The 23,735-nt window shown below is 52.5% G+C and carries 21 protein-coding genes; 10 read left to right on the forward strand and 11 right to left on the reverse strand.

What is annotated here, in order from left to right; translation table 11 throughout:
- The first annotated feature begins 128 nt into the window (after positions 1–128).
- The 8 genes from BZK41_RS03495 to BZK41_RS03530 all read left to right on the forward strand — a co-directional run bounded on the left by BZK41_RS03495 (position 129) and on the right by BZK41_RS03530 (position 7,036).
- Positions 129–1,055, forward strand: coding sequence for a LysR family transcriptional regulator (locus BZK41_RS03495; protein ID WP_003845596.1), 927 nt, complete (start codon positions 129–131; stop codon positions 1,053–1,055).
- 75 nt (positions 1,056–1,130) lie between these two features.
- Entirely contained in the window at positions 1,131–2,411 is a 1,281-nt protein-coding gene (locus tag BZK41_RS03500) for a DUF445 domain-containing protein (protein ID WP_003830070.1), read from the forward strand.
- Between the two features lie 13 nt (positions 2,412–2,424).
- Positions 2,425–2,889, forward strand: coding sequence for a GNAT family N-acetyltransferase (locus BZK41_RS03505; protein ID WP_003830072.1), 465 nt, complete (start codon positions 2,425–2,427; stop codon positions 2,887–2,889).
- Positions 2,890–2,984: 95 nt separating this feature from the next.
- Entirely contained in the window at positions 2,985–4,136 is a 1,152-nt protein-coding gene (locus BZK41_RS03510) for a double-cubane-cluster-containing anaerobic reductase (protein ID WP_079937188.1), read from the forward strand.
- A gap of 9 nt (positions 4,137–4,145) precedes the next feature.
- Positions 4,146–4,913, forward strand: coding sequence for a putative 2-hydroxyacyl-CoA dehydratase activator YjiL (gene yjiL, locus BZK41_RS03515; RefSeq protein WP_079937189.1), 768 nt, complete (start codon positions 4,146–4,148; stop codon positions 4,911–4,913).
- On the forward strand, positions 4,910–5,161 hold the full coding sequence (locus tag BZK41_RS03520) for a DUF3343 domain-containing protein (protein WP_048227158.1): 252 nt from the start codon (positions 4,910–4,912) through the stop codon (positions 5,159–5,161). The genes yjiL and BZK41_RS03520 overlap by 4 nt, the downstream gene beginning before the upstream one ends.
- A gap of 94 nt (positions 5,162–5,255) precedes the next feature.
- A complete protein-coding gene (locus BZK41_RS03525) occupies positions 5,256–6,443 on the forward strand; it encodes an MFS transporter (protein ID WP_079937190.1) in 1,188 nt (395 codons plus the stop codon).
- Between the two features lie 191 nt (positions 6,444–6,634).
- On the forward strand, positions 6,635–7,036 hold the full coding sequence (locus tag BZK41_RS03530; RefSeq protein WP_079937191.1) for a hypothetical protein: 402 nt from the start codon (positions 6,635–6,637) through the stop codon (positions 7,034–7,036).
- A gap of 62 nt (positions 7,037–7,098) precedes the next feature.
- On the opposite strand, the gene BZK41_RS03535 is transcribed toward BZK41_RS03530, so the two are convergent.
- From BZK41_RS03535 to uxuA, 5 genes are all read right to left on the reverse strand, one after another.
- The gene (locus BZK41_RS03535; RefSeq protein ID WP_079937192.1) at positions 7,099–8,106 is read right to left on the reverse strand and encodes a porin; all 1,008 of its coding nucleotides are present in this window, start codon (positions 8,104–8,106) and stop codon (positions 7,099–7,101) included.
- 192 nt (positions 8,107–8,298) lie between these two features.
- Positions 8,299–8,508 (reverse strand): hypothetical protein, encoded by a 210-nt coding sequence (locus tag BZK41_RS03540; RefSeq protein WP_079937193.1) that lies wholly within the window; start codon positions 8,506–8,508, stop codon positions 8,299–8,301.
- A 627-nt stretch (positions 8,509–9,135) separates the two neighbouring features.
- Entirely contained in the window at positions 9,136–9,909 is a 774-nt protein-coding gene (uxuR, locus tag BZK41_RS03545) for a Uxu operon transcriptional regulator (protein WP_008786090.1), read from the reverse strand.
- Positions 9,910–10,084: 175 nt separating this feature from the next.
- Positions 10,085–11,560: a fructuronate reductase gene (locus BZK41_RS03550; protein ID WP_079937194.1), complete on the reverse strand. Its 1,476-nt coding sequence runs from the start codon at positions 11,558–11,560 to the stop codon at positions 10,085–10,087.
- 80 nt (positions 11,561–11,640) lie between these two features.
- A complete protein-coding gene (gene uxuA, locus BZK41_RS03555; protein ID WP_079937195.1) occupies positions 11,641–12,825 on the reverse strand; it encodes a mannonate dehydratase in 1,185 nt (394 codons plus the stop codon).
- 261 nt (positions 12,826–13,086) lie between these two features.
- Between uxuA and gntP the strand changes: the two genes are divergently transcribed.
- Positions 13,087–14,430, forward strand: coding sequence for a gluconate permease GntP (gene gntP / locus BZK41_RS03560; RefSeq protein WP_003033260.1), 1,344 nt, complete (start codon positions 13,087–13,089; stop codon positions 14,428–14,430).
- Positions 14,431–14,479: 49 nt separating this feature from the next.
- Here the strand turns inward: gntP and BZK41_RS03565 are convergent, their stop codons facing one another.
- The 4 genes from BZK41_RS03565 to dld form a co-directional block, all read right to left on the reverse strand.
- Positions 14,480–15,175 (reverse strand): lactate utilization protein C, encoded by a 696-nt coding sequence (locus BZK41_RS03565; protein WP_079937196.1) that lies wholly within the window; start codon positions 15,173–15,175, stop codon positions 14,480–14,482.
- Complete coding sequence (locus BZK41_RS03570; protein ID WP_003830092.1) at positions 15,168–16,595, reverse strand: LutB/LldF family L-lactate oxidation iron-sulfur protein; 1,428 nt, start codon at positions 16,593–16,595, stop codon at positions 15,168–15,170. Before BZK41_RS03570 ends, BZK41_RS03565 begins: the two co-directional genes overlap by 8 nt.
- 10 nt (positions 16,596–16,605) lie before the next feature.
- Entirely contained in the window at positions 16,606–17,325 is a 720-nt protein-coding gene (locus tag BZK41_RS03575; protein WP_001102107.1) for a (Fe-S)-binding protein, read from the reverse strand.
- A gap of 74 nt (positions 17,326–17,399) precedes the next feature.
- Entirely contained in the window at positions 17,400–19,145 is a 1,746-nt protein-coding gene (gene dld, locus BZK41_RS03580) for a D-lactate dehydrogenase (RefSeq protein WP_023157191.1), read from the reverse strand.
- 388 nt (positions 19,146–19,533) lie between these two features.
- Here dld and BZK41_RS03585 point away from each other — a divergent pair, with 388 nt between their 5' ends.
- Entirely contained in the window at positions 19,534–21,087 is a 1,554-nt protein-coding gene (locus tag BZK41_RS03585; protein WP_079937197.1) for an L-lactate permease, read from the forward strand.
- Positions 21,088–21,587: 500 nt separating this feature from the next.
- Here the strand turns inward: BZK41_RS03585 and pdxY are convergent, their stop codons facing one another.
- Complete coding sequence (gene pdxY, locus BZK41_RS03590; protein WP_079937198.1) at positions 21,588–22,445, reverse strand: pyridoxal kinase PdxY; 858 nt, start codon at positions 22,443–22,445, stop codon at positions 21,588–21,590.
- 11 nt (positions 22,446–22,456) lie between these two features.
- Complete coding sequence (locus tag BZK41_RS03595; RefSeq protein WP_003830097.1) at positions 22,457–23,722, reverse strand: aromatic amino acid transporter; 1,266 nt, start codon at positions 23,720–23,722, stop codon at positions 22,457–22,459.
- Positions 23,723–23,735 lie beyond the last annotated feature (13 nt).

Below are 23,735 nucleotides of genomic sequence, written 5' to 3' on the forward strand. Positions count from 1 at the left end.
CCTAAGTTGTTATTTTTTCATTTTGCCAGCAAGTTGTTTCCTGTGATTCAATAGTTGCATGTTTAAAACGCGAATGTAACGGCCTATTCGTACCGTTTTTGCAAATCACTTGTGAATTAAAGGAAACTATGAGTACGCCGATTTCACTCAAGCATCTGGAGTTTTTTACTAAAATCGTCGACTGCGGAGGATTGTCAGAAGCCGCGGCGCAGCTCAACGTATCGCCGTCTGCGGTCAGCAAAAGTCTGGCCGCGATGGAAGACACGCTGGGCACGACATTAATTAAACGCACCACCCGCAGTATTACCCTGACCGACGCCGGGCAATATCTCTTCAATCGCGCTAATAAGCTTTTGAAAGAATTCGATGAAACGCTGAATACCACTTCAGGTTATTACCACAGCCCGCAGGGTGAATTACGCATAACCTGCTCAATTGCGTTTGGTTATTCCCGGCTGGTGAACCTGGTAGATAAATATCGCTCCCAGTTTCCGGATGTGAATCTGTATATCGATCTCAACGATAACTTCGTGAATCTGAACGAAACGGATTTCGACATCGCCCTGCGCATCTCCACCGCACCGCCGCAGAACTATGCGATGCGCAAGCTGGTGCCTGTTCGCTGGGCGTACTGTGCCTCACCCGGCTACCTCGCCAAAAAAGGCATGCCCCAGCGTCGAAGCGATCTGGTGGATCATGATTGTCTGGTTTATCCAGGCCTCACGCCGGTACTGAAAGTGGCGGATGAACAGGATCGTCTGCATCAGTTGAAACTGCATATGCCGATCCAGGCCAACAGCAGCCTGGTATTGCTGAAGTCAGTGTTAGAAGATCAGGGAGTGGCGTATTTGCCCACCTATCTGATTGGCGATCATATTCAAAAAGAAGAGATAACGCCGCTGATGCTCGACGGCACCATCACCTGTGAAACTCACGCCCTGTATGCGCTGTACTTTCCCAGCAAGTACAGCAATCCGAAGGTACGATCGTTTATCGATTTTCTGGTGGCGGAACTCGGACCCTTGCCCGCCTGGGACAACTGGATCCCTGAGTAAGCCCAGCCCACCTGAAAATGGGAGGCGCTCCACATTTTTTGCGCGATCCCCCCGTCTGGCTCTATCCTTAAGCCTATGAATAAAATTGCTGAACTCAAACGCGCCAAGCGACTGGCGCTCTCATTACTGCTGATTGCCGCCGCGACCTTCGTCATCACGCTGTTTCTGCCGCCTAACTTTTGGGTGCTGGGGATCAAAGCGATCGCCGAAGCGGCGATGGTCGGCGCGCTGGCGGACTGGTTTGCCGTGGTGGCGCTTTTTCGCCGGGTGCCGATCCCGTTTATCTCGCAGCACACGGCGATTATCCCGCGCAATAAGGATCGGATCGGCGAGAATCTCGGGCAATTTGTGCAGGAAAAATTTCTTGATACCCAGTCGCTGGTCGCGCTGATCCGCCGCCATGAACCGGCGCTGTTGATCGGCAACTGGTTCAGCCAGCCGGAAAACGCCCAGCGAATTGGCCAGCATCTGTTGCAGATCATGAGCGGTTTTCTCGAACTGACCGACGACTCGCGCATTCAACGGCTGATCAAACGGGCGGTGCACAAGGCCATAGACAAGGTCGATCTCTCCGGTACCAGTGCGCTGATGCTGGAAAGCATGACCAAAAACAATCGCCATCAGGTGCTGCTCGACACGCTGATCGCCCAACTGATCGCCCTGCTCCAGCGCGACAGCTCGCGGGCGTTTATCGCCCGACAGGTAGTGCACTGGCTGGAAACCGAACATCCGCTGAAAGCAAAAATCCTGCCGACCGAATGGCTGGGCGAGCACAGCGCCGAGCTGGTGTCTGATGCCGTTAACTCCTTGCTGGATGACATCAGCCACGATCGCGCGCATCAGATCCGCCATGCCTTCGATCGCGCCACATTTAAGCTCATCGATAAACTCAAACACGATCCGGAGATGGCCGTGCGGGCCGAAAGCCTGAAAAGCTATCTGAAGGAAGATGAAGCCTTCAACCGTTATCTTGGCGAGCTGTGGGCAGACCTGCGCCAGTGGGTGAAAACCGACATTAACGCCGATGATTCCCGCGTGAAGCAGCGCATCGCCAGCGCCGGGCAGTGGTTCGGCGAAACGCTGGTAGCCGACAGCGCCCTGCGCGCCTCACTGAATGGGCATCTGGAGCAGGCCGCACATAAAGTGGCGCCAGAATTCGCCACCTTCCTGACGCGCCATATTAGCGACACGGTGAAAAGCTGGGATGCACGCGATATGTCGCAGCAAATCGAGCTGAACATCGGTAAAGATTTGCAGTTTATCCGCGTCAACGGCACGCTGGTTGGCGGTTCTATTGGGCTGGTGTTATATCTGTTGTCGCAAATTCCTTCCCTGCTGACGCTGGCGAATTTTTAAGGAGAAAAATTCAATGACGATGAACATCCGCATTTTTTCCCTGCGCGAAACACCGGAAAAACTGCACGAGGTCACCGCTTACTTTCAGCAACAATGGGCCTCAGAAGACTCCGTGAAGGTATACGAAGATGCGCTGCATCGTTGCATTGGCGCAAAGAACCCGCTACCGCAGTGGTACTGGCTGCAGGACGGCGACAGCATCGTTGGCTGCGCCGGATTGATCACTAATGATTTTATCAGTCGCGGCGAACTGTGGCCGTGGCTATGCGCGCTCTATGTCGATCCTCGCTATCGTGGTCACGGTCTGGCATTTCGCCTGATTGAACATATTGCGCAGCAGGCTAAACAGCTAGGCTTTATGCAGCTCCATTTGTGTACTGACCTGGAAGGTTTATACGAGAAAGCGGGATTTTACTTTGACGGGCCGGGCTATCATCCGTGGGGGGAAGTCTCACGGGTCTACAGTCGTAATCTGTAAGCGCACAATTGTTGTACATCAATAAAGCCAGATAAATTGCATGGTTATAATGCGACGTCTTTTTACTGTCTCCCGTGTTACGGGGAAGGAAAATCATGTCGCTAATCACCGATTTACCCGCCATTTTTAATCAATTCTCCGACGCACGTCAGAAAGGTTTTCTCACCGTAATGGATCTTAAAGAGCAGGGTATCCCGCTCGTTGGGACCTATTGCACCTTTATGCCGCAGGAGATAGCGATGGCGGCAGGTGCGGTCGTCGTTTCGCTATGCTCAACCTCTGATGAAACCATTGAAGAAGCCGAAAAAGATCTGCCACGTAACCTGTGTCCGCTGATCAAAAGCAGCTACGGGTTTGGTAAAACTGATAAATGTCCGTACTTCTACTTCTCTGACCTGGTGGTGGGCGAAACGACCTGCGATGGTAAAAAGAAGATGTACGAGTACATGGCTGAATTTAAAGCGGTACATGTGATGCAACTGCCCAACAGCGCCAGTGATGCGGCTTCGCGGGCGCTGTGGAAAGCCGAGATCCTGCGTCTGCAGCAGGCAATCGAAGCCCGTTTTGGCACCCCGATTACCGAAGCCGCGCTACGTGAAGCCGTCATTCTCAAAAACCAGGAACGTCGTGCACTGGCGAACTTCTACCGCGTTGGTCAGCTCAACCCACCCGCCCTCAGCGGCAGTGACATTCTGAAAGTCGTCTACGGTGCAACCTTCCGCTTTGATAAAGAAGCACTGATCGACGAGCTTAATAGCATGGCCGAGCGGGTACATCAGGAATGGCAGGCCGGGAAACGTCTGGCGTCGCGTCCACGCATACTGATAACCGGCTGCCCCATCGGCGGCGCGGCAGAAAAAGTGGTTCGTGCCATTGAAGAAAACGGCGGTTGGGTGGTGGGTTATGAAAACTGTACCGGTGCGAAAGCCACTGAACAGTGCGTGGAGGAAACTGGCGACGTCTACGACGCTCTGACCGATAAATACCTCGCCATAGGCTGCTCATGTATTTCCCCTAACGATCAACGTCTGCAAATGCTCAGCCAAATGGTTGAAGAGTACCAGGCTGACGGCGTCGTCGATGTCATTTTACAGGCTTGTCACACTTACGCCGTTGAATCACTCGCCATCAAACGCCACGTCCGCCAACAGCACAACATTCCCTATATCGCTATTGAAACCGACTACTCCAGCGCGGATATCGGCCAACTTAGCACTCGTGTCGCCGCGTTCATTGAAATGTTGTGAGGAACAGGGATGACATACTCAATAGGGATCGATTCCGGCTCCACGGCGACTAAAGGTATTTTGCTGGAAAGGAACGTCATCAGACGTCGCTTCCTCTGCCCAACGCCATTTCGCCCTGCCGAAGCGATCGCGCAGGCATGGGAAACGCTGCAGGCGGGGCTGGACGATAGACCATTTTTAACCCTCACTGGCTACGGACGGCAGCTTGTGGATTATGCCGACAAACAGGTCACTGAAATTTCCTGTCACGGGCTGGGAGCGCGCTTGCTGGCTCCCGGCACCCGCACAGTGATTGATATCGGCGGCCAGGACAGTAAAGTCATCCAGTTAGATGATGATGGCAACCTCAGCGATTTCTTAATGAACGACAAATGTGCGGCCGGGACCGGACGATTTCTGGAAGTCATCTCGCGTACGCTCGGCGCCAGCGTAGAGCAGTTAGATGCGATTACCGCTGGCGTCGAACCACATGCCATCACCAGCATGTGTACGGTTTTTGCCGAGTCGGAGGTCATCAGCCTGCGCTCTGCGGGTGTCGCGCCGGAGGCAATTTTAGCGGGAGTGATCAACGCGATGGCCCGACGCAGCGCGAATTTCATCGGGCGGCTTTCAGGGCAGGCTCCACTGTTATTTACCGGGGGGGTAAGCCACTGTCACGCCTTTGCCCGTATGCTTGAAGGCCACATTGGCATTCCCGTACACACGCATCCCGATGCGCAGTTTGCCGGGGCGATTGGGGCCGCGTTAATAGGCCAGCGTCAGGGGAAACGTAAGTGAAGGAAGCACTGTTCCTGTTTCATTCTACCCTCGGCGTCATCAAAACGCGTAAAGCGCTACAGGCTGCGGGTATGTGCTTTCGGGTGGCAGATATTCCCCGTGAGCTACGCGGTGGCTGCGGGCTATGTATTTACATCGACTGCGTTGCTGGCAAGGAGGATGAGTGGATAATTCCGGGTCATACCGAATCTATCTACCGTCTTGAAAACGGAGGCTGGCGCTGCCTTGCCACTTTTCCCCCTTCCTGAACGTACCAGGGGACTTAGTTTTATTTTACTTTTCATTATCATTTACGCATGTAATATAACAATTATCAGCTAACAGCGCGAAATGAGAGTCCGTATGTCCCAGGGAAGCCCAGATTCAAATCGTCATGCCATCAGCGTCGCGCTTTTTGGCATGCTGGTCTTAACGCTGGGTATGGGAATTGGGCGCTTTCTGTATACGCCAATGCTGCCGGTGCTGCTGTTGGAAGGTCAATTTACGTTTGACCAACTCTCCTGGATTGCCAGCGCCAACTACGCCGGGTATCTGGCAGGAAGCCTACTTTTCTCCTTCGGGCTCTTCCATCTTCCTTCACGCTTACGCCCGATGTTGCTAACGTCCGCGCTCGCTACCGCAGGGCTGATTCTGGCGATGGCCAGCTTTACGCAGCCCGCGCTGGTGATGCTGATCCGCTTTCTGGCGGGCGTCGCCAGTGCCGGTATGATGATCTTTGGCTCAATGATCGTTCTGCATCATACCCGGCATCCCTTCGTGATCGCGGCATTGTTCTCCGGCGTTGGTGCAGGCATTTTGCTGGGCAATGAATATGTCATTAGCGGTCTGCATTTTGCGCTTTCATCGCACACGCTCTGGCTGGGCGCGGCGGCAGCCTCGGCTCTGTTCTTTGTGCTACTGGTTATACTCCTGCCATCTCGCGACCACGTGCCCCCCGCCGCGGCCCCGGTAAAAACAGAGCATCAGCCTATGTCCTGGTGGCTGCTGGCGCTGCTGTACGGGCTGGCCGGGTTTGGCTACATCATTGTCGCCACCTACCTGCCGCTGATGGCGAAAAGCGCCGGATCGCCGCTGCTGACTGCCCATCTCTGGTCGCTGGTCGGCATATCGATAATTCCGGGGTGTTTCGCCTGGCTGTGGGCCGCCCGACGCTGGGGAGTATTGCAATGCCTGACGGCGAATTTGCTGATTCAAAGCGCCTGCGTGGTCATGACGCTCGCCAGCGGCTCCTTACTGCTGCTGGTGATAAGCAGCATGGGGTTTGGCGCAACGTTTATGGGAACCACCTCACTGGTGATGCCGCTTGCCAGACAACTTAGCGTACCGCGCAATATTAATCTGCTGGGTCTGGTCACTCTGACTTACGGCATTGGGCAAATACTTGGTCCGCTATTAACCAGCCTGCTGGGAAGCGGCGCACAGGCGATCGTTAACGCCACGGTGTGCGGCGCCGTCGCGTTGTTTATTGCGGCACTTATCAGCCTCACGCAATTATACAAACAACGTTTCGCCTCGCCCAAAAAAGTATAACCGGCAACCTTTTAAAGAAGGTATATTCGGATTAGTCCGCAATTAAATGTCAACATTTAATAAACCGCAAATAATCGGTAATTACCTTTCAGACAAATTATAATTCCCGGCTGTTCATTTATAAACTCAATTTAAAATGCGTAAAAATGGACATATTAATTCAACATCAACACCATCGTCGGGAAAAGTACATGTCGTGGTTTAAAAAAATACTACTGGGGTTAATTATTTTGGCAGGTTTAATTGGCACGCTAAAGGATTATAAAGACTTTGGCCTGTTTGGGGCACTAGGATTGTTTATTATCTTCCTGTTAACAACGACTTTCTTATGGCAATGGGCTTCTGGCAGGTTACCGGAGATAACCAAGCTACAGGCCATATTTATTTTACTGGCCAGCGCGGTAGCCTCTATTTTTGTTATCAATATGGCCATTGCCGGAAATTTGCATGTGGATTTAATGGAAGTCATGCGCGTTACCATTACGCATAATCCACTTTTCTATCTGATCCTCTGCGTGGTTGCATGGGTAAAAGTGGGCATCTGGCAATGGCTGTTTCGCGGTGTACAGATGAAAGAGAGTCAGCCGGTTTAAACACCGCAGAGGTAAAAAAGGCGTCTTAAACAAGACGCCTTTTGCATAGCAGAACAAAAAACTTAGAACTGATAGGTCAGACCCGCAACAACCTGGTTGTCGCCGTCAGCGCCATCGAGCAGGTTAATTTTGTAACCCACATCAGCAACCATGTTTTTGTTGAAGTAGTAATCCGTACCCAGCGCTACGTATTCGGTCAGGTCATTATTGTTGTTGTCACGCGCGTGGACGTAAGCCACGTTCGGACGCAGACCGAAATCAAACACATACGCTGCCATGGCTTCAAAGTGCTCAGCTTTGTCCGCATCCTGAATCAGGTTGTGGGACTCACCGTACATGGTTGCAACGTAGATAGCGTTAGCATCATATTTCAGGCCAGCGCCCCAGAACTCTGCGTTTTCGCCATCCCAGCCATTTTTTTTCTGCTGAGCAGTCACCGCGCTGGTTGTGTAGGCCGCAATGGCAGATACGCCAGAATCTGCAATATTGTCATAGCCCAGCGAGAAGCCGTAGCCATTACCGTGCTGTTTCGTCGGATCCTTATTGGTATCATCCTGACCCTGATATTGCGCGCCAACGCTCAGACCATCAACGGCACCAAACAGATTTTTGGTACGGAGTGTTGCAACGCCAGAAGTGCGTGTAGTAAGGAAGCGGTCAGTATTTTCAAAGGAGTCACCGCCGAACTCTGAAAGAGTGTCAGTGTAAGCTCCCACGTCGTAAGCGATACCGTAGTTACGACCGTAGTCAAAACTAACGTCATGGCCATAATCCAGGCCAGCAAACGCCAGACGTGTATTAACGCCATTCTGAGAACCTTCTGCTTTAGAGGCATCAAACTGACTTTCAAATTGGCCATAACCGGTCAGTTGATCGTTGATTTGTGTCTCACCGCGAAAACCCAGACGCGCGTAGGTACCATCGGCATCGGTGCCGTCAGTCCATGAATGGACCGCTTTTACTTTGCCGTACAGATCCAGTTTGTTGCCATCTTTATTATAAATTTCCGCTGCATGAACGGAGGTTACCCCTAATGCCATTACAGCTAATGCCACTACTGTCTTTTTCATGTTGTTACTCACTTTTAATTGTGAATTTTGCTATCAACTTTGTTATGAAGGCGGAATGCCCACATAAAAAAGTCCCCTCCAGATAAGGGGAAACACCAATAACACACCGAAAAAATATACCAATAAAGGTAATAATGAAGTGGCAAGACATATTTCAACTTGGGTTTTAAATAAAACCCGAACAGAGAGTAATTACTTAGGTTCTTCGTTTGTGCTCTCATTAATAGAGCGATGCAACATTAATGCCTCGGCAATAATATCTTGTTTACTTTTACGGGTTTCAAATGCCAGTGTCCGAACATATTCCCATAGAGAAGTATCGACACGGGCACTTAATAGAACCATATCTTTTGATCGGGTTCCCCTGGCTTTTCGGATATCAGGGTAATCTCGAGAGGGCATAGTCATCTCCTGAACGCAAACACGCTTATGGCGATGAAATATGCAGTCAGTGTAAAAACATGTCAACGGCAAAATACAGTCACAATAGTAATGAAACTGTTAATAAAGAACAAAAAACTGGAACGTTATTTCAAATGAAAGATAACTTGATTATAGAATAATGTGTAATGTTAGCTTTACATATATCCGTTTTTATTCATATGATTAAAAAGCCACGAATCATTCACATTAATAATGATACACAATCAAAACATCACTACAGACAATGGGTTACATGCCGTTATTAATGTCTACTTTTACGCAAACCACCTGTTTTTATGCGCTGTTATGCCAGGCGGCCCTGCACTATCTGCAGCGGAAATCACTTTGATTCTCACTTAATACAGACCTGTATTGTCTAAAAATAAGCACAAAAAGGTAAAAATAAGGTAAATAGTGCATTTTTTCGCAAGCAAAAATAAGTTGTTTTTAATTGATGAAAATCAATTTACATCACACAGGAGCGGCGAAAAAAATGATCATTGAAGACTATGGAAACCATTTTTTACATGAGGTTTAAGACGTGAAAAGAAAGGTTGTTATGCAATGCCGAGCGGGCCGGAACAGCCCGCGTGAGAGGTGGTAAAATCAGGCGTTAACTTTATCCAACGGCCAGGAGTCAAACAGATAGCCATCGAAGTCGATGTCATCAACATTTGAAAACTCCAGCAGGCGCTGTTTGACGTTTTCCAGATGCTGCCACATCGCCAGCTTGGCCGCGCGAGCGTCCTTTTTGATTAACGCCGCCAGGATCTGTTTATGGTCGCCCATCCACTCTTTACGATAGTGGGTATCATCGAGATGGCTATGAAGCTGGATCCACATCGGGTTGTTCTCGCGCCACTGCCATGACTGGCGGAACAGCTCCACCAGCATGCTGTTATGCGTGGCCTCGGCGATAGCGAGATGGAACTGCATGTCACCGCTTTCAGAACCGTTGGGTTCACTGGAAGCCAGCTCCCGCTCTTCCAGTTGCAACGCCTGGCGCATTTTGACGATATCTTCGCGGGTGGCCTGCAGCGCGGCAAATTCTGCGATGTTGCTTTCCAGCAACTGTCGCGCCTGGAGCAGCTCAAACGGGCCAGCATCATTGCAATGATTCACATCCGAACTGTCGATAGTCTGAGCTTCTGCATTGTCGAGCACGTAGATTCCGGCGCCACGACGCACGTCCACCAGACCTTTAATTTCCAGCATGATTAACGCTTCGCGCACCACGGTGCGAGTAACATTGAGTCTCTCGGCGATTTCACGTTCCGGCGGCAAACGCTCACCGGGCTGGTACGGCGTCTGGACAATCAGATCGCGGATCATTGCACCCACTTCCTGGTAGGGTCTTTGCTGAGAAGTGTTCGATTTCATCGTGTTATGTCCGTCAGATGCGTCAATTCAGAATCCGGAGGCTGGATGGCTGCGCACACCTTATCCGGCCTACCAATAACGTTTTTTCGCCTGAACTATAGCATTTGCGGGAAGCCAAAAACAGAAAACGGGTCAACCAAATTAGTATTTTGATTGACCCGTCATACCTGGGAGGTTATGCGTCAGCGCTTAACGCTGCAACGCACTCGCGTGCGCCGTGTTCACACAGCTGTTGATACACCGCGATAATCGTTTCCACAAAATCGGCGTTTTCCGCCAGATCGTGACCAAAAATGCCGCTTAACCCCAGCAGCGCCGTCACCCGTTCGGCTCCCTGGAACTGTTGGTTAATGCGCTGGAATTCAGCCTGCATCGGGTCGACAACATCAATGACCTGCCCATGTTCATCCACACCGTGGGTGTAGCGCATCCAGCCCGCGATGCCCAGCGCCAGGTGGCGCCAGCCGCTGCCGTTTTGCAGATGCAGACGCACCGGATCCAGCAGGCGCTGCGGCAGTTTCTGGCTGCCGTCCATCGCAATCTGCCAGGTACGGTGGCGCAGAGACGGGTTGCTGAAACGCTCGATCAGCAGCGTCGCATAGGCGTTGAGATCGGTACCTTCCGGCATCGACAGCGTCGGCGCTTGCTCCTGCATCATCAGCGCAAACGCCGCTTTGCGGTACGCCGGATTGGTCATGGTATCGGCGATAGTTTCATAGCCGCCGAGGTAGCCCAGGTAAGCGAGGAAAGAGTGGCTGCCGTTGAGCATGCGCAGTTTCATCATTTCAAACGGTACTACGTCGGCAACGAACTGCGCGCCGACTTTGTCCCAGTCAGGGCGACCGTTAACAAAGTTGTCTTCAATCACCCACTGGCGGAACGGCTCGCAGGCGATAGCGCACGGATCGTAAACGCCCAACTGGTCGGCAATCTCTTGCAACGTTTCTGGCGTCGCCGCCGGAACAATGCGGTCGACCATGGTGCATGGGAAAGTGGCGTTCGCTTCAATCCACTGCGCCAGCTGCGGGTCGCGCGCCTGCGCCAGGCCCAGCACCGCAACTTTCGCCACATGGCCATTTTCGCGCACGTTATCGCAGGACATCACGGTAAAGGCCGCCAGCCCCTGCTCACGACGCAGATGCAGCGCCTGTACGATGTAACCAATCGCCGATTTCGGCGCGGCCGGATTCGCCAGATCGTGTTTAATCAGCGGGTTATTGAGATCTAACTGGCCGCTGGCGGCATCGGTGCAGTAGCCTTTTTCCGTGACCGTCAGCGAGACAATTGCCGTCTGCGGGCGCGCCATAGCCTGTAAAATACCGTCACAACCGTCAAGATCCGGGTGCAACGCTTCTTTCATCGAGCCGATCACTTTCAGCACGGTGTTGTCCGCGCCTTTTTCCGCCACGGTATACAGCAATTGCTGCTTGCGCAGGTTTTCAATCAGTATGCAGTCATTACCCGGCATCAGGTTAACTTCACAGATACCCCAGTCGCTGTCGGTGGTTTCCAGCAGATGGTGGGTGTACAGCGCCTGATGCGCGCGGTGAAAAGCGCCGCATCCCAGGTGAACAATGCGGGATTGCAGACGAGAGCTGTCCCATGCGGGGCGTGCAACCGGCAGGTTGCTATTGGCAATTGTCGTTGTCATCGTGAACTCCAGATCCCGTCGGAAAGACCAACGGAGAGAAAAGAAAAAAGCCGGCCAGACAGGCGACCGGCAACACTGCTTTAGCTGCTAAAGAAAGCGCGCTGGATAGCCATCTCAACGCCACGCACTTCCGCCAGGCCTTTCAGGCGACCAATCGCGGAGTAACCTGGGTTGGTTTTCTTTTTCAGGTCGTCAAGCATCTGGTGACCGTGGTCCGGGCGCATAGGGATCAGATCCTCTTTGCCCTCGGCTTTACGGCGCTGCTCTTCCTCAACGATCGCTTTCACCACTTCGTACATGTCGACGTCGCCGTTAAGATGCGCCGCTTCATGGAAGGTTTTCGGGTTATCTTCACGCAGCGTGGAGCGCAAATGGGTGAAGTAAATGCGCGGGCCAAACTGTTTGATCATATCGACCAGGTCGTTGTCCGCACGTACGCCGTACGAACCGGTACACATGGTGAAACCGTTCGCCATGCTGTTGACCGTATCGACCATCCACTGCATATCTTCCACGGTGGAAACAATGCGTGGCAGGCCAAGGATTGGGCGCGGCGGATCGTCCGGGTGTACCGCCATACGCACACCCACTTCTTCTGCTACCGGAATAATCGCCTTCAGGAAGACGGCAAAGTTCTCACGCAGCGCAGCTTTATCAATATCCTTATAGCGTTCAAGATGCTGGCGGAACTGGTCGAGTGTGTAGCCCTCTTCCGCGCCAGGCAACCCGGCGATGATATTGCGAGTCAGACGTGCTTTGTCTTCTTCGCTCATGGTGGTGAAGCGTTCATTCGCCTGCGCAATCTCTTCGGCGGTGTAGTCCGCTTCCGCACCCGGGCGTTTGAGGATATGCAGCTCAAAGGCGGCAAATTCAATTTGATCGAAACGCAGCGCTTTGGAGCCGTCCGGCAGGACGTATTCCAGGTCGGTACGGGTCCAGTCGAGAACCGGCATAAAGTTGTAGCACACGGTACGAATGCCGCACTGGGCCAGGTTACGCAGACTTTGCTGGTAGTTGGCAATCCACTGCTGATAGTTGCCGGAACGGGTTTTAATGTCTTCGTGGATCGGTACGCTTTCGACGACCGACCATACCAGGCCCGCCTGCTCAATAATGGCTTTGCGTTTTAGGATCTCATCAACCGTCCACACTTCCCCGTTCGGGATATGGTGCAAGGCGGTAACAACGCCCGTTGCACCCGCCTGACGTACATCCGCTAAGGTGACCGGATCGTTAGGACCATACCAGCGCCATGTCTGTTCCATGTTTTATTCCTCGTTTACGTTATGGACTCGACGATATGGCACATAAATTCCTCCTTTTGGTATTACATGTCAACCTAAAGCGCCAAATTGGTTAACCAAATCACGATACCTGCTGATTAGATCGCCTTTTTACGGCCATGCAAGCCAGTATTAATGTAAACATGTAACGCAATGTGACATTCATCGCATCATAGGTTGACCAATATATGTAACATCTCAACCAAAATCATAATGGTTCAACCAAAGTAAGGTAGACGTTATATGCACGTTCTCAATATTCTGTGGGTTGTATTCGGCATCGGCCTGATGCTGGTGCTCAATTTAAGATTCAAAATAAACTCGATGGTCGCCCTGCTGCTGGCGGCACTCTCGGTCGGTATGCTGGCGGGAATGGATTTAATGGAGCTACTGCACACCATGAAATCCGGTTTTGGCAGCACGCTGGGTGAGCTGGCGATTATCGTGGTATTCGGGGCAGTCATCGGTAAGCTGATGGTTGACTCCGGCGCGGCGCATCAGATTGCCCATACGCTGCTGGCGCGACTCGGTCTACGTTATGTGCAGCTGTCGGTGATCATTATTGGTCTGATCTTCGGTCTGGCGATGTTCTATGAAGTGGCGTTTATTATGCTGGCACCGCTGGTGATCGTCATTGCCGCGGAAGCGAAGATTCCGTTCCTCAAGCTGGCGATTCCTGCCGTTGCCGCCGCCACCACCGCCCACTCACTGTTCCCACCGCAGCCGGGTCCGGTCGCGCTGGTTAACGCCTACGGCGCTGACATGGGCATGGTTTACATCTACGGTATCCTGGTGACCATTCCGAGCGTGATCTGCGCCGGGCTTATCCTGCCGAAATTCCTCGGCAACCTCGATCGTCCAACGCCGTCATTCATGAAAGCCGACGTACCGGTTGACCAGAACAACCTGCCGTCCTTCGGTGTTTCTATCCTGGTGCCGCTAATCCCGGCGATCATCATGATCTCCACCACCATCGCCAACATCTGGCTGGTGAAAGGGACGCAGGCGTGGGAAGTGGTTAACTTCTTAGGCTCCTCGCCGATTGCGATGTTTATCGCCATGGTTGTCGCCTTCGTGCTGTTCGGTACCGCACGCGGTCACGACATGCAGTGGGTGATGAATGCCTTTGAAAACGCGGTGAAAAGCATCGCCATGGTGATTCTGATCATCGGCGCAGGCGGCGTACTGAAGCAAACCATTATCGATACCGGCATCGGCGATACCATCGGCATGCTGATGTCGCACGGCAATATTTCTCCGTACATCATGGCGTGGTTGATAACCGTACTGATTCGTCTGGCAACGGGTCAGGGCGTGGTCTCAGCCATGACGGCGGCGGGGATTATTAGCGCAGCGATCCTCGACCCGGCAACCGGTCAACTGGTCGGCGTCGACCCGGCGTTGCTGGTACTGGCAACGGCGGCGGGCTCCAACACCCTGACCCATATTAACGATGCTTCGTTCTGGCTGTTCAAAGGCTACTTTGACCTGTCGGTGAAGGATACGCTGAAAACCTGGGGTCTGCTGGAGTTGGTGAACTCCGTGGTTGGCCTGATTATCGTGTTGATCATCAGCATGATTGCATAACGTTGATACCGCTCTGGCCCACAGCGCCAGAGCGGTTTTCCATCCTGTCTCAACAATCCTCAATAATCAGATACACCGCCTTCACCGGGCCATGTACCCCAACCACCTTGATAAGTTCAATATCCGCCGTCGAGCTGGGTCCACTGATGATATTAATGCACGATGGCATACGCTCACCGGCCTGTGCTTTCTGATGCAGTTTTTCTGCCAGCTGCGCCACGCGCGGCAGAATGGAGCTTTTACGCAGCACGAAAATCGAGGACTCTGGCAACAGGCTCAAGGAACGCCCACGCTCGGGCGCGGAAAACAGCACCACGCCGCCGGACTCCGTCAGGCCATATTCGGCATACACCACGCCGACTTTCGCCTGTTCGGCCTGGGTAATATTTTCGCTACCTCGCGCTGGATCCCAAACCACGGCGTTGCATTCCTGCTGCAAGCGTTCGGTGATACCCAGATCCACCAGCCGACTGTCGCCGCTCAACACCACTGGCTGTCGACCCAATTCTTCACACAGGCGTAACGCCGCGTCTGCGGCCTGGTCCTCGCGAGTCAGCTCGCATCGAGCCAGCATCACTTCGCTGGCGAACTGGATGAACGCATCGCAGCGCTGCTGCGGGCTAAGTTCGGTCAGGCGCTCGTTGGCATAGTTGTTAACCGGCGCGGCATCCGCTTGCGGTTCGAAACGCAGCGGGCGACCCAGCGCCTGAGCGATGGTGTTTAAAAACGCGGTACGGTTATCCATTCTTTTTCTCCTGCGCCTGATGTTTTTTAAACCAGCTACGGAAGCTCTCGCCGTCAGCATCAGGCAGGTCGCGCGCCTCCATCCAGTCACCAATCGCGCCAACCTTGAGCGGGGTTTTGCCGCCATTGATAAACCAGCTCGCCGCATGCGCGCCCGCCATCATCCCCACTTTCCACAGCCCCGGATGGCTATTGGCATAAGCGAACATTTTGATCGCCCGTCGCTCAGCTTTCGGGGTAATGCCCTCCTCGGCCATCACCCGGCGATGACGCAGGATTAGTTTTGACAGAGGAATGCGCACCGGGCAGACGCTGTCACAGGCCGTGCATAAAGAACAGGCGTACGGCAGGTCTTTAAAATCTTTATAGCCGCCGAGCAGCGGAGAAATCACCGCGCCGATAGGTCCAGGATAGATAGAGCCATAGCCGTGTCCGCCGATGTGGCGGTATGCCGGACAGGTGTTCATACAGGCTCCGCAGCGGATGCAGCGCAGCACATCGCGAAACTCTGAGCCCAGCACCTGCGAGCGACCGTTATCGACAATCACCAGATGGAACTCTTCCGGTCCGTCAACGTTATCCGCCTCGCGCGGGCCGGTCAGCCAGGTATTGTAGCCCGTCAGACGTGCACCCACGGCGCTACGCGCCAGCATGGTGATCAGCACATCTACCTCGGCAAAGGTCGGTGCGATACGTTCCATGCCCATCACCGCAATGTGCGTTTTCGGCAGCGTGGTGCACATGCGTGCGTTGCCTTCGTTAGTCACCAGACACACCGAGCCGGTTTCCGCCACGGCAAAGTTACAGCCGGTGATGCCGATTTCAGCACTGAGGAAATCCTCACGGATCTTCTGACGAATGAACAAGGTCATGGCTTCCGGGGTTTCCGGGCCGTCATACCCCAGACGTTCATTCAACACGCGGCGGATCTGATAGCGATCTTTATGAATCGCCGGGACCACGACGTGCGAAGGCGGATCCTGATCCAGTTGCAGGATATATTCCCCGAGATCGGTTTCGATCACCTGGATTCCAGCATCCTGCAGCACATGGTTGACGCCGATCTCTTCGGTCACCATCGACTTGGACTTCACCACCTTCTGCGCATTTTTACTTTGCGCAACCTGCAAAATGTAGCGAGTGGCATCTTCTTTGGTTTTGGCGAAATAGACGTGCCCGCCGTTTTCCGTCACTTTCTCGGAGAGTTGATACAGGTAAGCATCGAGGTTGCTCAGAACGTGATCGCGGATCTGGCTGGCGCGATCGCGCCAGTCTTCCCAGTGGCCTAACTCATCAACCATTTTTTGCCGATTTGCGCCGATACGCTCCTGCGCATTAGCCACGGCTTTACGCATGATCGGATCTTCTATCTGCTGACGAATGCGCAGTTTAAATTCTACATCGCTGGTTTTTATCGACATCTCTTTCCCCTCAGCGGCTCATCAGCACTTCAGCAATATGCATCACTTTGACCGGCTGGCCTTCCCGTTGCAGTCGGCCGCCAATGTTCAGCAGGCAGCTGACGTCTGCGCCAATCAAATATTCCGGCTTTGCATCCATCAGATGTAAGACTTTCTCTTTCACCATCTCACCGGATATCTCGGCCATCTTGACCGAGAACGTTCCGCCAAAGCCGCAGCAGGTGTCCTGATCGGCAAACGTCAACAGCTCCAGTCCGCGCACGTTTTTCAGCAGCGTGAGCGGCTCTTCCTTCACCCCCAGTTTGCGGGTCAGGCTACAGGAAGGATGATACACAGCGCGCCCCTGCAGGCTGGCACCAACGTCCACCACGCCCAGTTTGTTGACGATAAAGGAGGTGAGATCCTGCATACGCGCGGAAACTTTCTCAGCACGCAGCGCCCATTCCGGTTCATCGGCCAGATACGTCGGGTAGCTTTTAACCGCGTAGGTGCAGGAGCCCGCCGGGGAGATAATCGGATCGTCGTTGTCTTCCAGCGCGGCGATCAGGTTTTTCATCCCGGGGATCGCCTCTTTGATGTAACCGCTGTTGATGGCTGGCTGACCGCAACACCCTTGCTTCTCGGGGAAATTAACGCGACAACCCAGTTTTTCCAGCAGCAATACGGAGTCTCGTGCCATCCGTGATTTCAGTGCGTCACCAATACAGGTAACAAAGAAATTTACATTCACAATAACTACTCCATTGCTTCATTTCTGTTTATTGCGCTTGATATCGCGATATCAAGCAAAAGTTCAGTCGTATTTCATGCCCAGTTTTTATGTTTGCTGGTTTTACCAATACCTGGGTTCATAGTGTTGGTCGGATCATTTTCCTGATAAAAACGTGCCAAATTTTCCGGCGCTTTATACAGATGGCCGACATTGTGTTCCGCCGGATATTGCGCTCCGCGTTGGCGCAGTAATTCCAGCATCTGTTCTTTTAACGCGTGGGCATCTACGCCTTTTTTAACGATATAATCCTGATGGAATACATGGCACATAAAATGGCCGTAATAGAGTTTATGCACCAACTGACTGTCAATTTCCGCCGGTAAATGCTCATACCATTCGGTATCATTGCGGCGTAATGCAATATCCAGCGCGAGAATATCCTCAACCTCGTCAGAATGAACGGCCTGATAACGAATGGCAGCACCCGCGGCGGCAAAACGATGCAGAAACGCCTTACTGCCCTCTTCCGCGGTACAGGTAAAGAACGCGCCCTCGGCCGATTTAAAATAGTCCGTTAACCATGCCTGGGCTTCGGCCACACCCTCGCCGGACATTTTCAACATCAGATGGTGTTCATAGTTATCGCGCCAGGTCTTCATCCGCGCCGGGAGATGGCTCGGGAACAGATGGCTAAAAGCCTGCATCGCGCGGTCGGTAAAGTGCGGGCGAAAGATCTTCACCTTCTCAAGTATGGCCTCGGTACGCCCCTTCAGGTTGAAGAAGAACGGCATTTTGTCCGTGCCAAGTTTGTCGATCATCAGGAAGGTATCTTTGCTGTATTTCTCTGCAATATCATAGATATCGCGGTGCATATACTCCCCAGCAACCGGCAGGTTTGTAAAATTCGCCAGGATGTGGCGGCGAATCTCAGTCAGGACATCAGTCTGATTGGTACCGATATAAAAGACCTGCTGGTTCTTCTCGGCTTCAAAGGTATCCAGACGTACGGCAAACACCGCTAACTTGCCCGCGCAGCCAGAGGATTCAAACAGGCGATCCGGGTCAGCGTTGTAACGTGCTGGCGTGTCGGCATTGATGTCCCGCACGCGGCTAACATAGTCGTGATCGTGCGCGTGACGCCCGTCATGGTTGACGAGCACGGCTTCAATCGCATTGTTATCCAGCCGGGCAAGGATTTGCTCTGGCGTCTGACCTAGCTCAATGCCGAGGTGATTGACCAGCTGCAAGCGTCCCTGTTCATCAATACGGGCAAACAGCGACATCTCGGTATAAGCCGGGCCACGCTGGACCAGAGAACCGCCGGAGTTATTACAGATACCGCCGATAACCGACGCGCCGATGCACGAAGAGCCAATCACCGAATGCGGCTCACGGCCAAACGGTTTCAGCGCCTTTTCCAGCGAATACAGCGTGGTGCCCGGATAAGCCAGCACCTGCTTACCCTCATCCAGCACATGCAGACTGTCCAGCCGCAGCGTGCTGATAATGACGATCTCGCGGTCGTAATCATTACCATTGGGCGTCGAACCCTCAGTCAGGCCAGTGTTCGACGCCTGCATCAGGATTATTTTATCGGCCTCAACGCAGGCGCTAAGGACTTTCCAGAGTTCAAGCAAAGAGCCGGGGATAACCACCGCCAGAGCATCACCCTGACCCGAGCGAAAACCCTTACGGTAACGCGCAGTTTTTGACGGTTCGGTGAGGATATGAGCAGGGCCAACCAATTGGGTAAGAGTTGTCAAAAAGGTCTTATTATCAGTATGTTTCATGGAGGGCGGCTCTCCGCTCCTTATATCAGGGCCAGTGAAAATGGCCATAAGTTCATTTGTATGACAAAACAGAATATTCCCTCAATCAATATCCACATGCAATACCCCATTTTATTTCTTTCGGCACCGCTCACATTTTTTTAATGAAATTACCACTACCACATAATTCATACTCCGTTCTTTTACTGGATGCCAAAACGCTTATTTCATTTATTGCAAAGACCGTTTCATACCTATTAATGATTAACTCTAATGGGTATTATTATATTTAGTGGTTATTCATATTTAATAAAAAAATAACATTATTTATACAATTATTAACCTTTGTGACTTTATTTCACTGAAGCGATTCAGTTTGCATTTTTTATTTTATTATTAAGGTAGCTTCCTTCCCCCTAAATATAGTTAAGTCTAAAAAAGTAAATCGGGAATTGTAATGCACGAATATTTAATGTTTGCTCTGGCACTCTCTCCTTTGCTGCTGATGGTATTTTTAATACTGAAATTAAAAATGCCCATCCATTATTCCGTACTGATCTCTTTGGTATTCACCGCTGCACTATCGGCAATATTCTGGGAGATGCCCGTACAGAATCTGAAAGCCGCGATAGGCTATGGCGCACTGAAGGGACTATGGCCGATCGTAATTGTTATCCTCGGCGCTATCTTCAGTTATAACGTCATGCAGGCGACCAAAGCGCTGGATATTCTGCGCGATATTCTCGCCAGCATTAGCGAAGATAAGCGTATTCAGGTGCTGCTGATTTCATGGTGTTTTGGTGGATTTCTTGAAGCCGCGGCGGGCTATGGCACAGCGGTCGCTATTCCGATCGGCATTCTCATTGCGCTGGGATTCAACCCGTTGAAGGCGGCGATTGCCTCTCTCGTGGCAAATACCGTTCCGACCGCATTTGGCGCGGTTGGGATCCCGGTTTCTATTCTGGCAGAGCAGGTTAATCTGCCGGTTTATACCTTAGGCGGAACTATTATTCTGCAGCTCGCGTTGTTTAATATCCTGCTGCCGTTTGTCATTGTCTGCATTATTGGCGGCGGCCTGAAAGCCATTCGCGGCGTATTTCTGATCACGTTGATTTGCGGCATTTCCACGCTGGTTCCGCAATATTTTGTCGCCATCCATCTTGGCGCGGAATTACCCGCCTTTGCCGGTAGCCTGGTCAGCCTGTTTGCCGTGGCGATGGTCAGTCGCCTGCGCAAAGGGAAAACCGATCCCGAATGGCGCATTGAGGTCAGCCATACCCGCGAAACCACGCCGCGCTCGGCAAAAGTGTTGTTCCGGGTTGGCTCTATTTATCTGTTTATTTTTGTGTTTATCCTGCTGTGTTCGCCGCTGTTCCCGACAATAAAAGGCGCGGCGTCCCAACTGGCTTCGGTGCTGCATTTCACGTTGGCTGACGGCAAAACAATGGCGTTAAAAGTTGAATGGGTGACCACACCAGGGATGCTGATCATCTTTGCGACCATTATCGGCGGTTTTATTCAGGGAGCGTCCGCACGCGGGATGCTGGAAGTATTTATCAAAACGATTTTCCAGCTTAAAAACTCTATCGTCGCAATTATGGCGATCGTCGCGCTGGCCACGGTGATGGATCTCAGCGGGATTATCTCCACGCTGGCTCAGTCGATTGTCGATCTGACCGGCAGCTCGTACGTCTTCCTCGCCCCGGTAATTGGCGCGCTGGGCACATTCGTTACCGGCAGCGATACCAACTCGAACATTCTGTTCGGCAAGCTGCAAACCATAGCTGCCAGCAAGTTACATATCGATCCCAACTGGCTGGCAGCGGCCAATACCTCTGGCGCTACCGGGGGGAAAATGATTTCGCCGCAAAGCATCGCCATCGCGGTTTCTGCCACCAAAATGGACGGTCAGGCCAACCAGATCATGTCTGGCACCATGAAATACTGCTGCGCCTACATTGTGATCCTCGGCTTAAAGGTTGGCCTCTTTTATTACTGGTTTATGGCGTAAGCCATTGTCAACCCCGTCAAATTCGCGGCAATCGTATTTGACGACACAGTGACCAAAAAGGTTTACACCGCCCCAGGAACGGAACAAGGCGACAGGCTTTACGATTTGTCGGCGCTGACTAAAATAGCGCCGATGTTTCAAATCGAGGATTGTTGTTATGTTGTTCTGGAAAAAGATGGTGAAGAAGTTCGACGCCTTTTCCGCGTTGATTCCACCACGCTACTTCCGCGTGTAATACCGGGCACTTATGCCTGATGGAGCTTCGCTTATCAGGCCTACGTTTCACACTCATTTGTAGGCCTGTGTTTCACGCTCATTTGTAGGCCGGATAAGGCGCTAGCCGCATCCGGCAGCGACAGTAGCATAAAATGCTCACCCCTTTCTCTTACGCAGACCGCATGCTCTTAACACCGCTACCCACAGACGAAGCCACGCGAAACGGTAGACCAAAGGATGCTGAAGCCGCAGCAATGTCAGAAACATAGGGCCTCCTTGCGGCGTCAGATCACCGTTGCCTGATAGCGAATCTGCGGATCCATTATCTGGTGACGCGCATCTATCAGCCGCAGTTCGTACGAATCATGCTCTTTTGTCAGTCGCATCACCGCATCGACGACACTGGTAGTCCGCTCCAGCGCCAGCTTGTCCTCATAACCATTGAGCAGTGAGGCCAGCATCACGCTGCAAATCAGATCCCCAACGCCCACCGGCATTTTGGCAAAGGTATACAGCGGTCGGGCAATGTGTAATGCCTGTTCCGGCGTCACCAGCAGCATTTCAAACGCCTGTTTGTCCCACGAACAGTCGCCGAGATGCTTCACCAGTACCTTCTTCACACCCCACGCCACCAGCTGCTGCGCTGCTTCCACCACCTCATCAAAACCACGCAGTTGTCTGCCCGTCAGCACGCCCAGTTCATAGAGATTCGGCCCCATAATGTCAGCCAGTTGAATGGCGTCATCGACAAAAAAGGACTCTACGCCCTGCGCGACAATGCAGCCTTTTTGCGGATCGCCCATCACCGGATCGCAAAAATAGAGCGCCTGCGGATTACGCTGACGAATGGTGGTGACCGCATGCTTCACCTCTTCACAATGGCGTTTATCCCCGAGATACCCGGACAGCACGGCGTCGCATTGCGCCAGCTTTTGCAGATCATCCAGCCCGCTGATGATGGCGCTCAGCTCGCCGTGCGGCATCGCCATGCCTTGCCACATCCCGTACTGGGTGTGGTTGGAAAACTGTACGGTGTAAAACGGCCAGACATCGATCCCCGAGAGCTGCATCGGCAACACAGCGGCTTTATTTCCGGCATAGCCATAAACGACTGACGACTGAACAGACAACACGTTTTTCATTTTAACTCCGTCTAACGAAACGTTGGCAGCAGACCAAATACGTCGAGAACAACCGTCAGATAGACAACCGCTCCGCAGACAATCACCAGGTTAAGCACGGTGTTATTACAAGGCGCGGTATAGCTGGCGGTCGGGAAACGTTTCCGCGCGGCTTTTACCAGGAACGGCGGCAGGATCACGCTCCAGATGGTAAAGGCCAGACCGGCGTAGCCAATCGCGTGCACAAAACCGTTCGGGAAGAAGAAGCACACGGCGGCTGGCGGGAAGTAGGTCACCAGCGCGGTTTTCAGGCGGCCCATGCCGTCATCCGGGAAGTGAAACAGGTCGGCGATATAATCGAACAAGCCAAGCGTCGCCGCCAGCAGAGAACTGGCTACTGCGAAGTTGCCGAAGAAGGTCAGGATCAGATCCATATAGCGGCTGGTGAACAGCTCGCTGATGGCCTCGACAAACACATCGATATTGCCGCCTTTGGCGATAATTGGCGGGAACGCGGAACGGCTGATGTTACCCATCGTGACGCCCAGCCAGAAGATATACAGCAGCAGGGCAAACAGCGTACCGATGATAATCGAACGCGTGATATTCGGGACCCCACTCTTGCCATACAGCTTGACCAGGCTCGGCACGTTACCGTGAAAACCAAACGAGATAATACAGAACGGCAGCGTCATCAGAATGTAAGGCAGGTACTGTGAGTTGGGCAGCGCCACCGCCACGCTGTCGACAAGTTTCGCCACCTCAATATGACCAACCAGTCCAGAGAAAGTAGCAAAGAACGCAATAAACTTACCGATAATCAACACGGTAGTGATACGTCCGACCAGCAAGGAGCTATACCAGGCAATCGCGCCGACCAGCATACTGACGATCACCACCGAGATATTCGCCGGAAAGCGCACGCCGCTGTATTTGAACACGGTTTGCGCCATCACCGCTGACGATCCGGAAATATAGGCATAGGTCAGAATATACAGCACAAAGCCGAAAGCGATACCGACCACGATATTCCACTTACGGCCTAATAAATCCTGAGTAAAGGTATTAAAACTGGCACCGGCGCCATAATGCAGATTAACTTCAACCAGCATCAGACCGGTTAATAACATCATAATGGCGATAAACAGAAGAATAACAGACGCACCGGGGAACCATACGCCGGCCATCGCAATCGGCAGGGAGAACATCCCGCCACCCACTACGGTTGCGATAACCAACATGGTTCCGCTAATCAGTCCGGGGGTACTACTCTGTCGCTCAATGGCATTAATATCCATGATAAATGTTCCT

The sequence above is a fragment of the Citrobacter sp. A316 genome (genome assembly GCF_002042945.1).
Lineage (GTDB): Bacteria > Pseudomonadota > Gammaproteobacteria > Enterobacterales > Enterobacteriaceae > Citrobacter > Citrobacter portucalensis.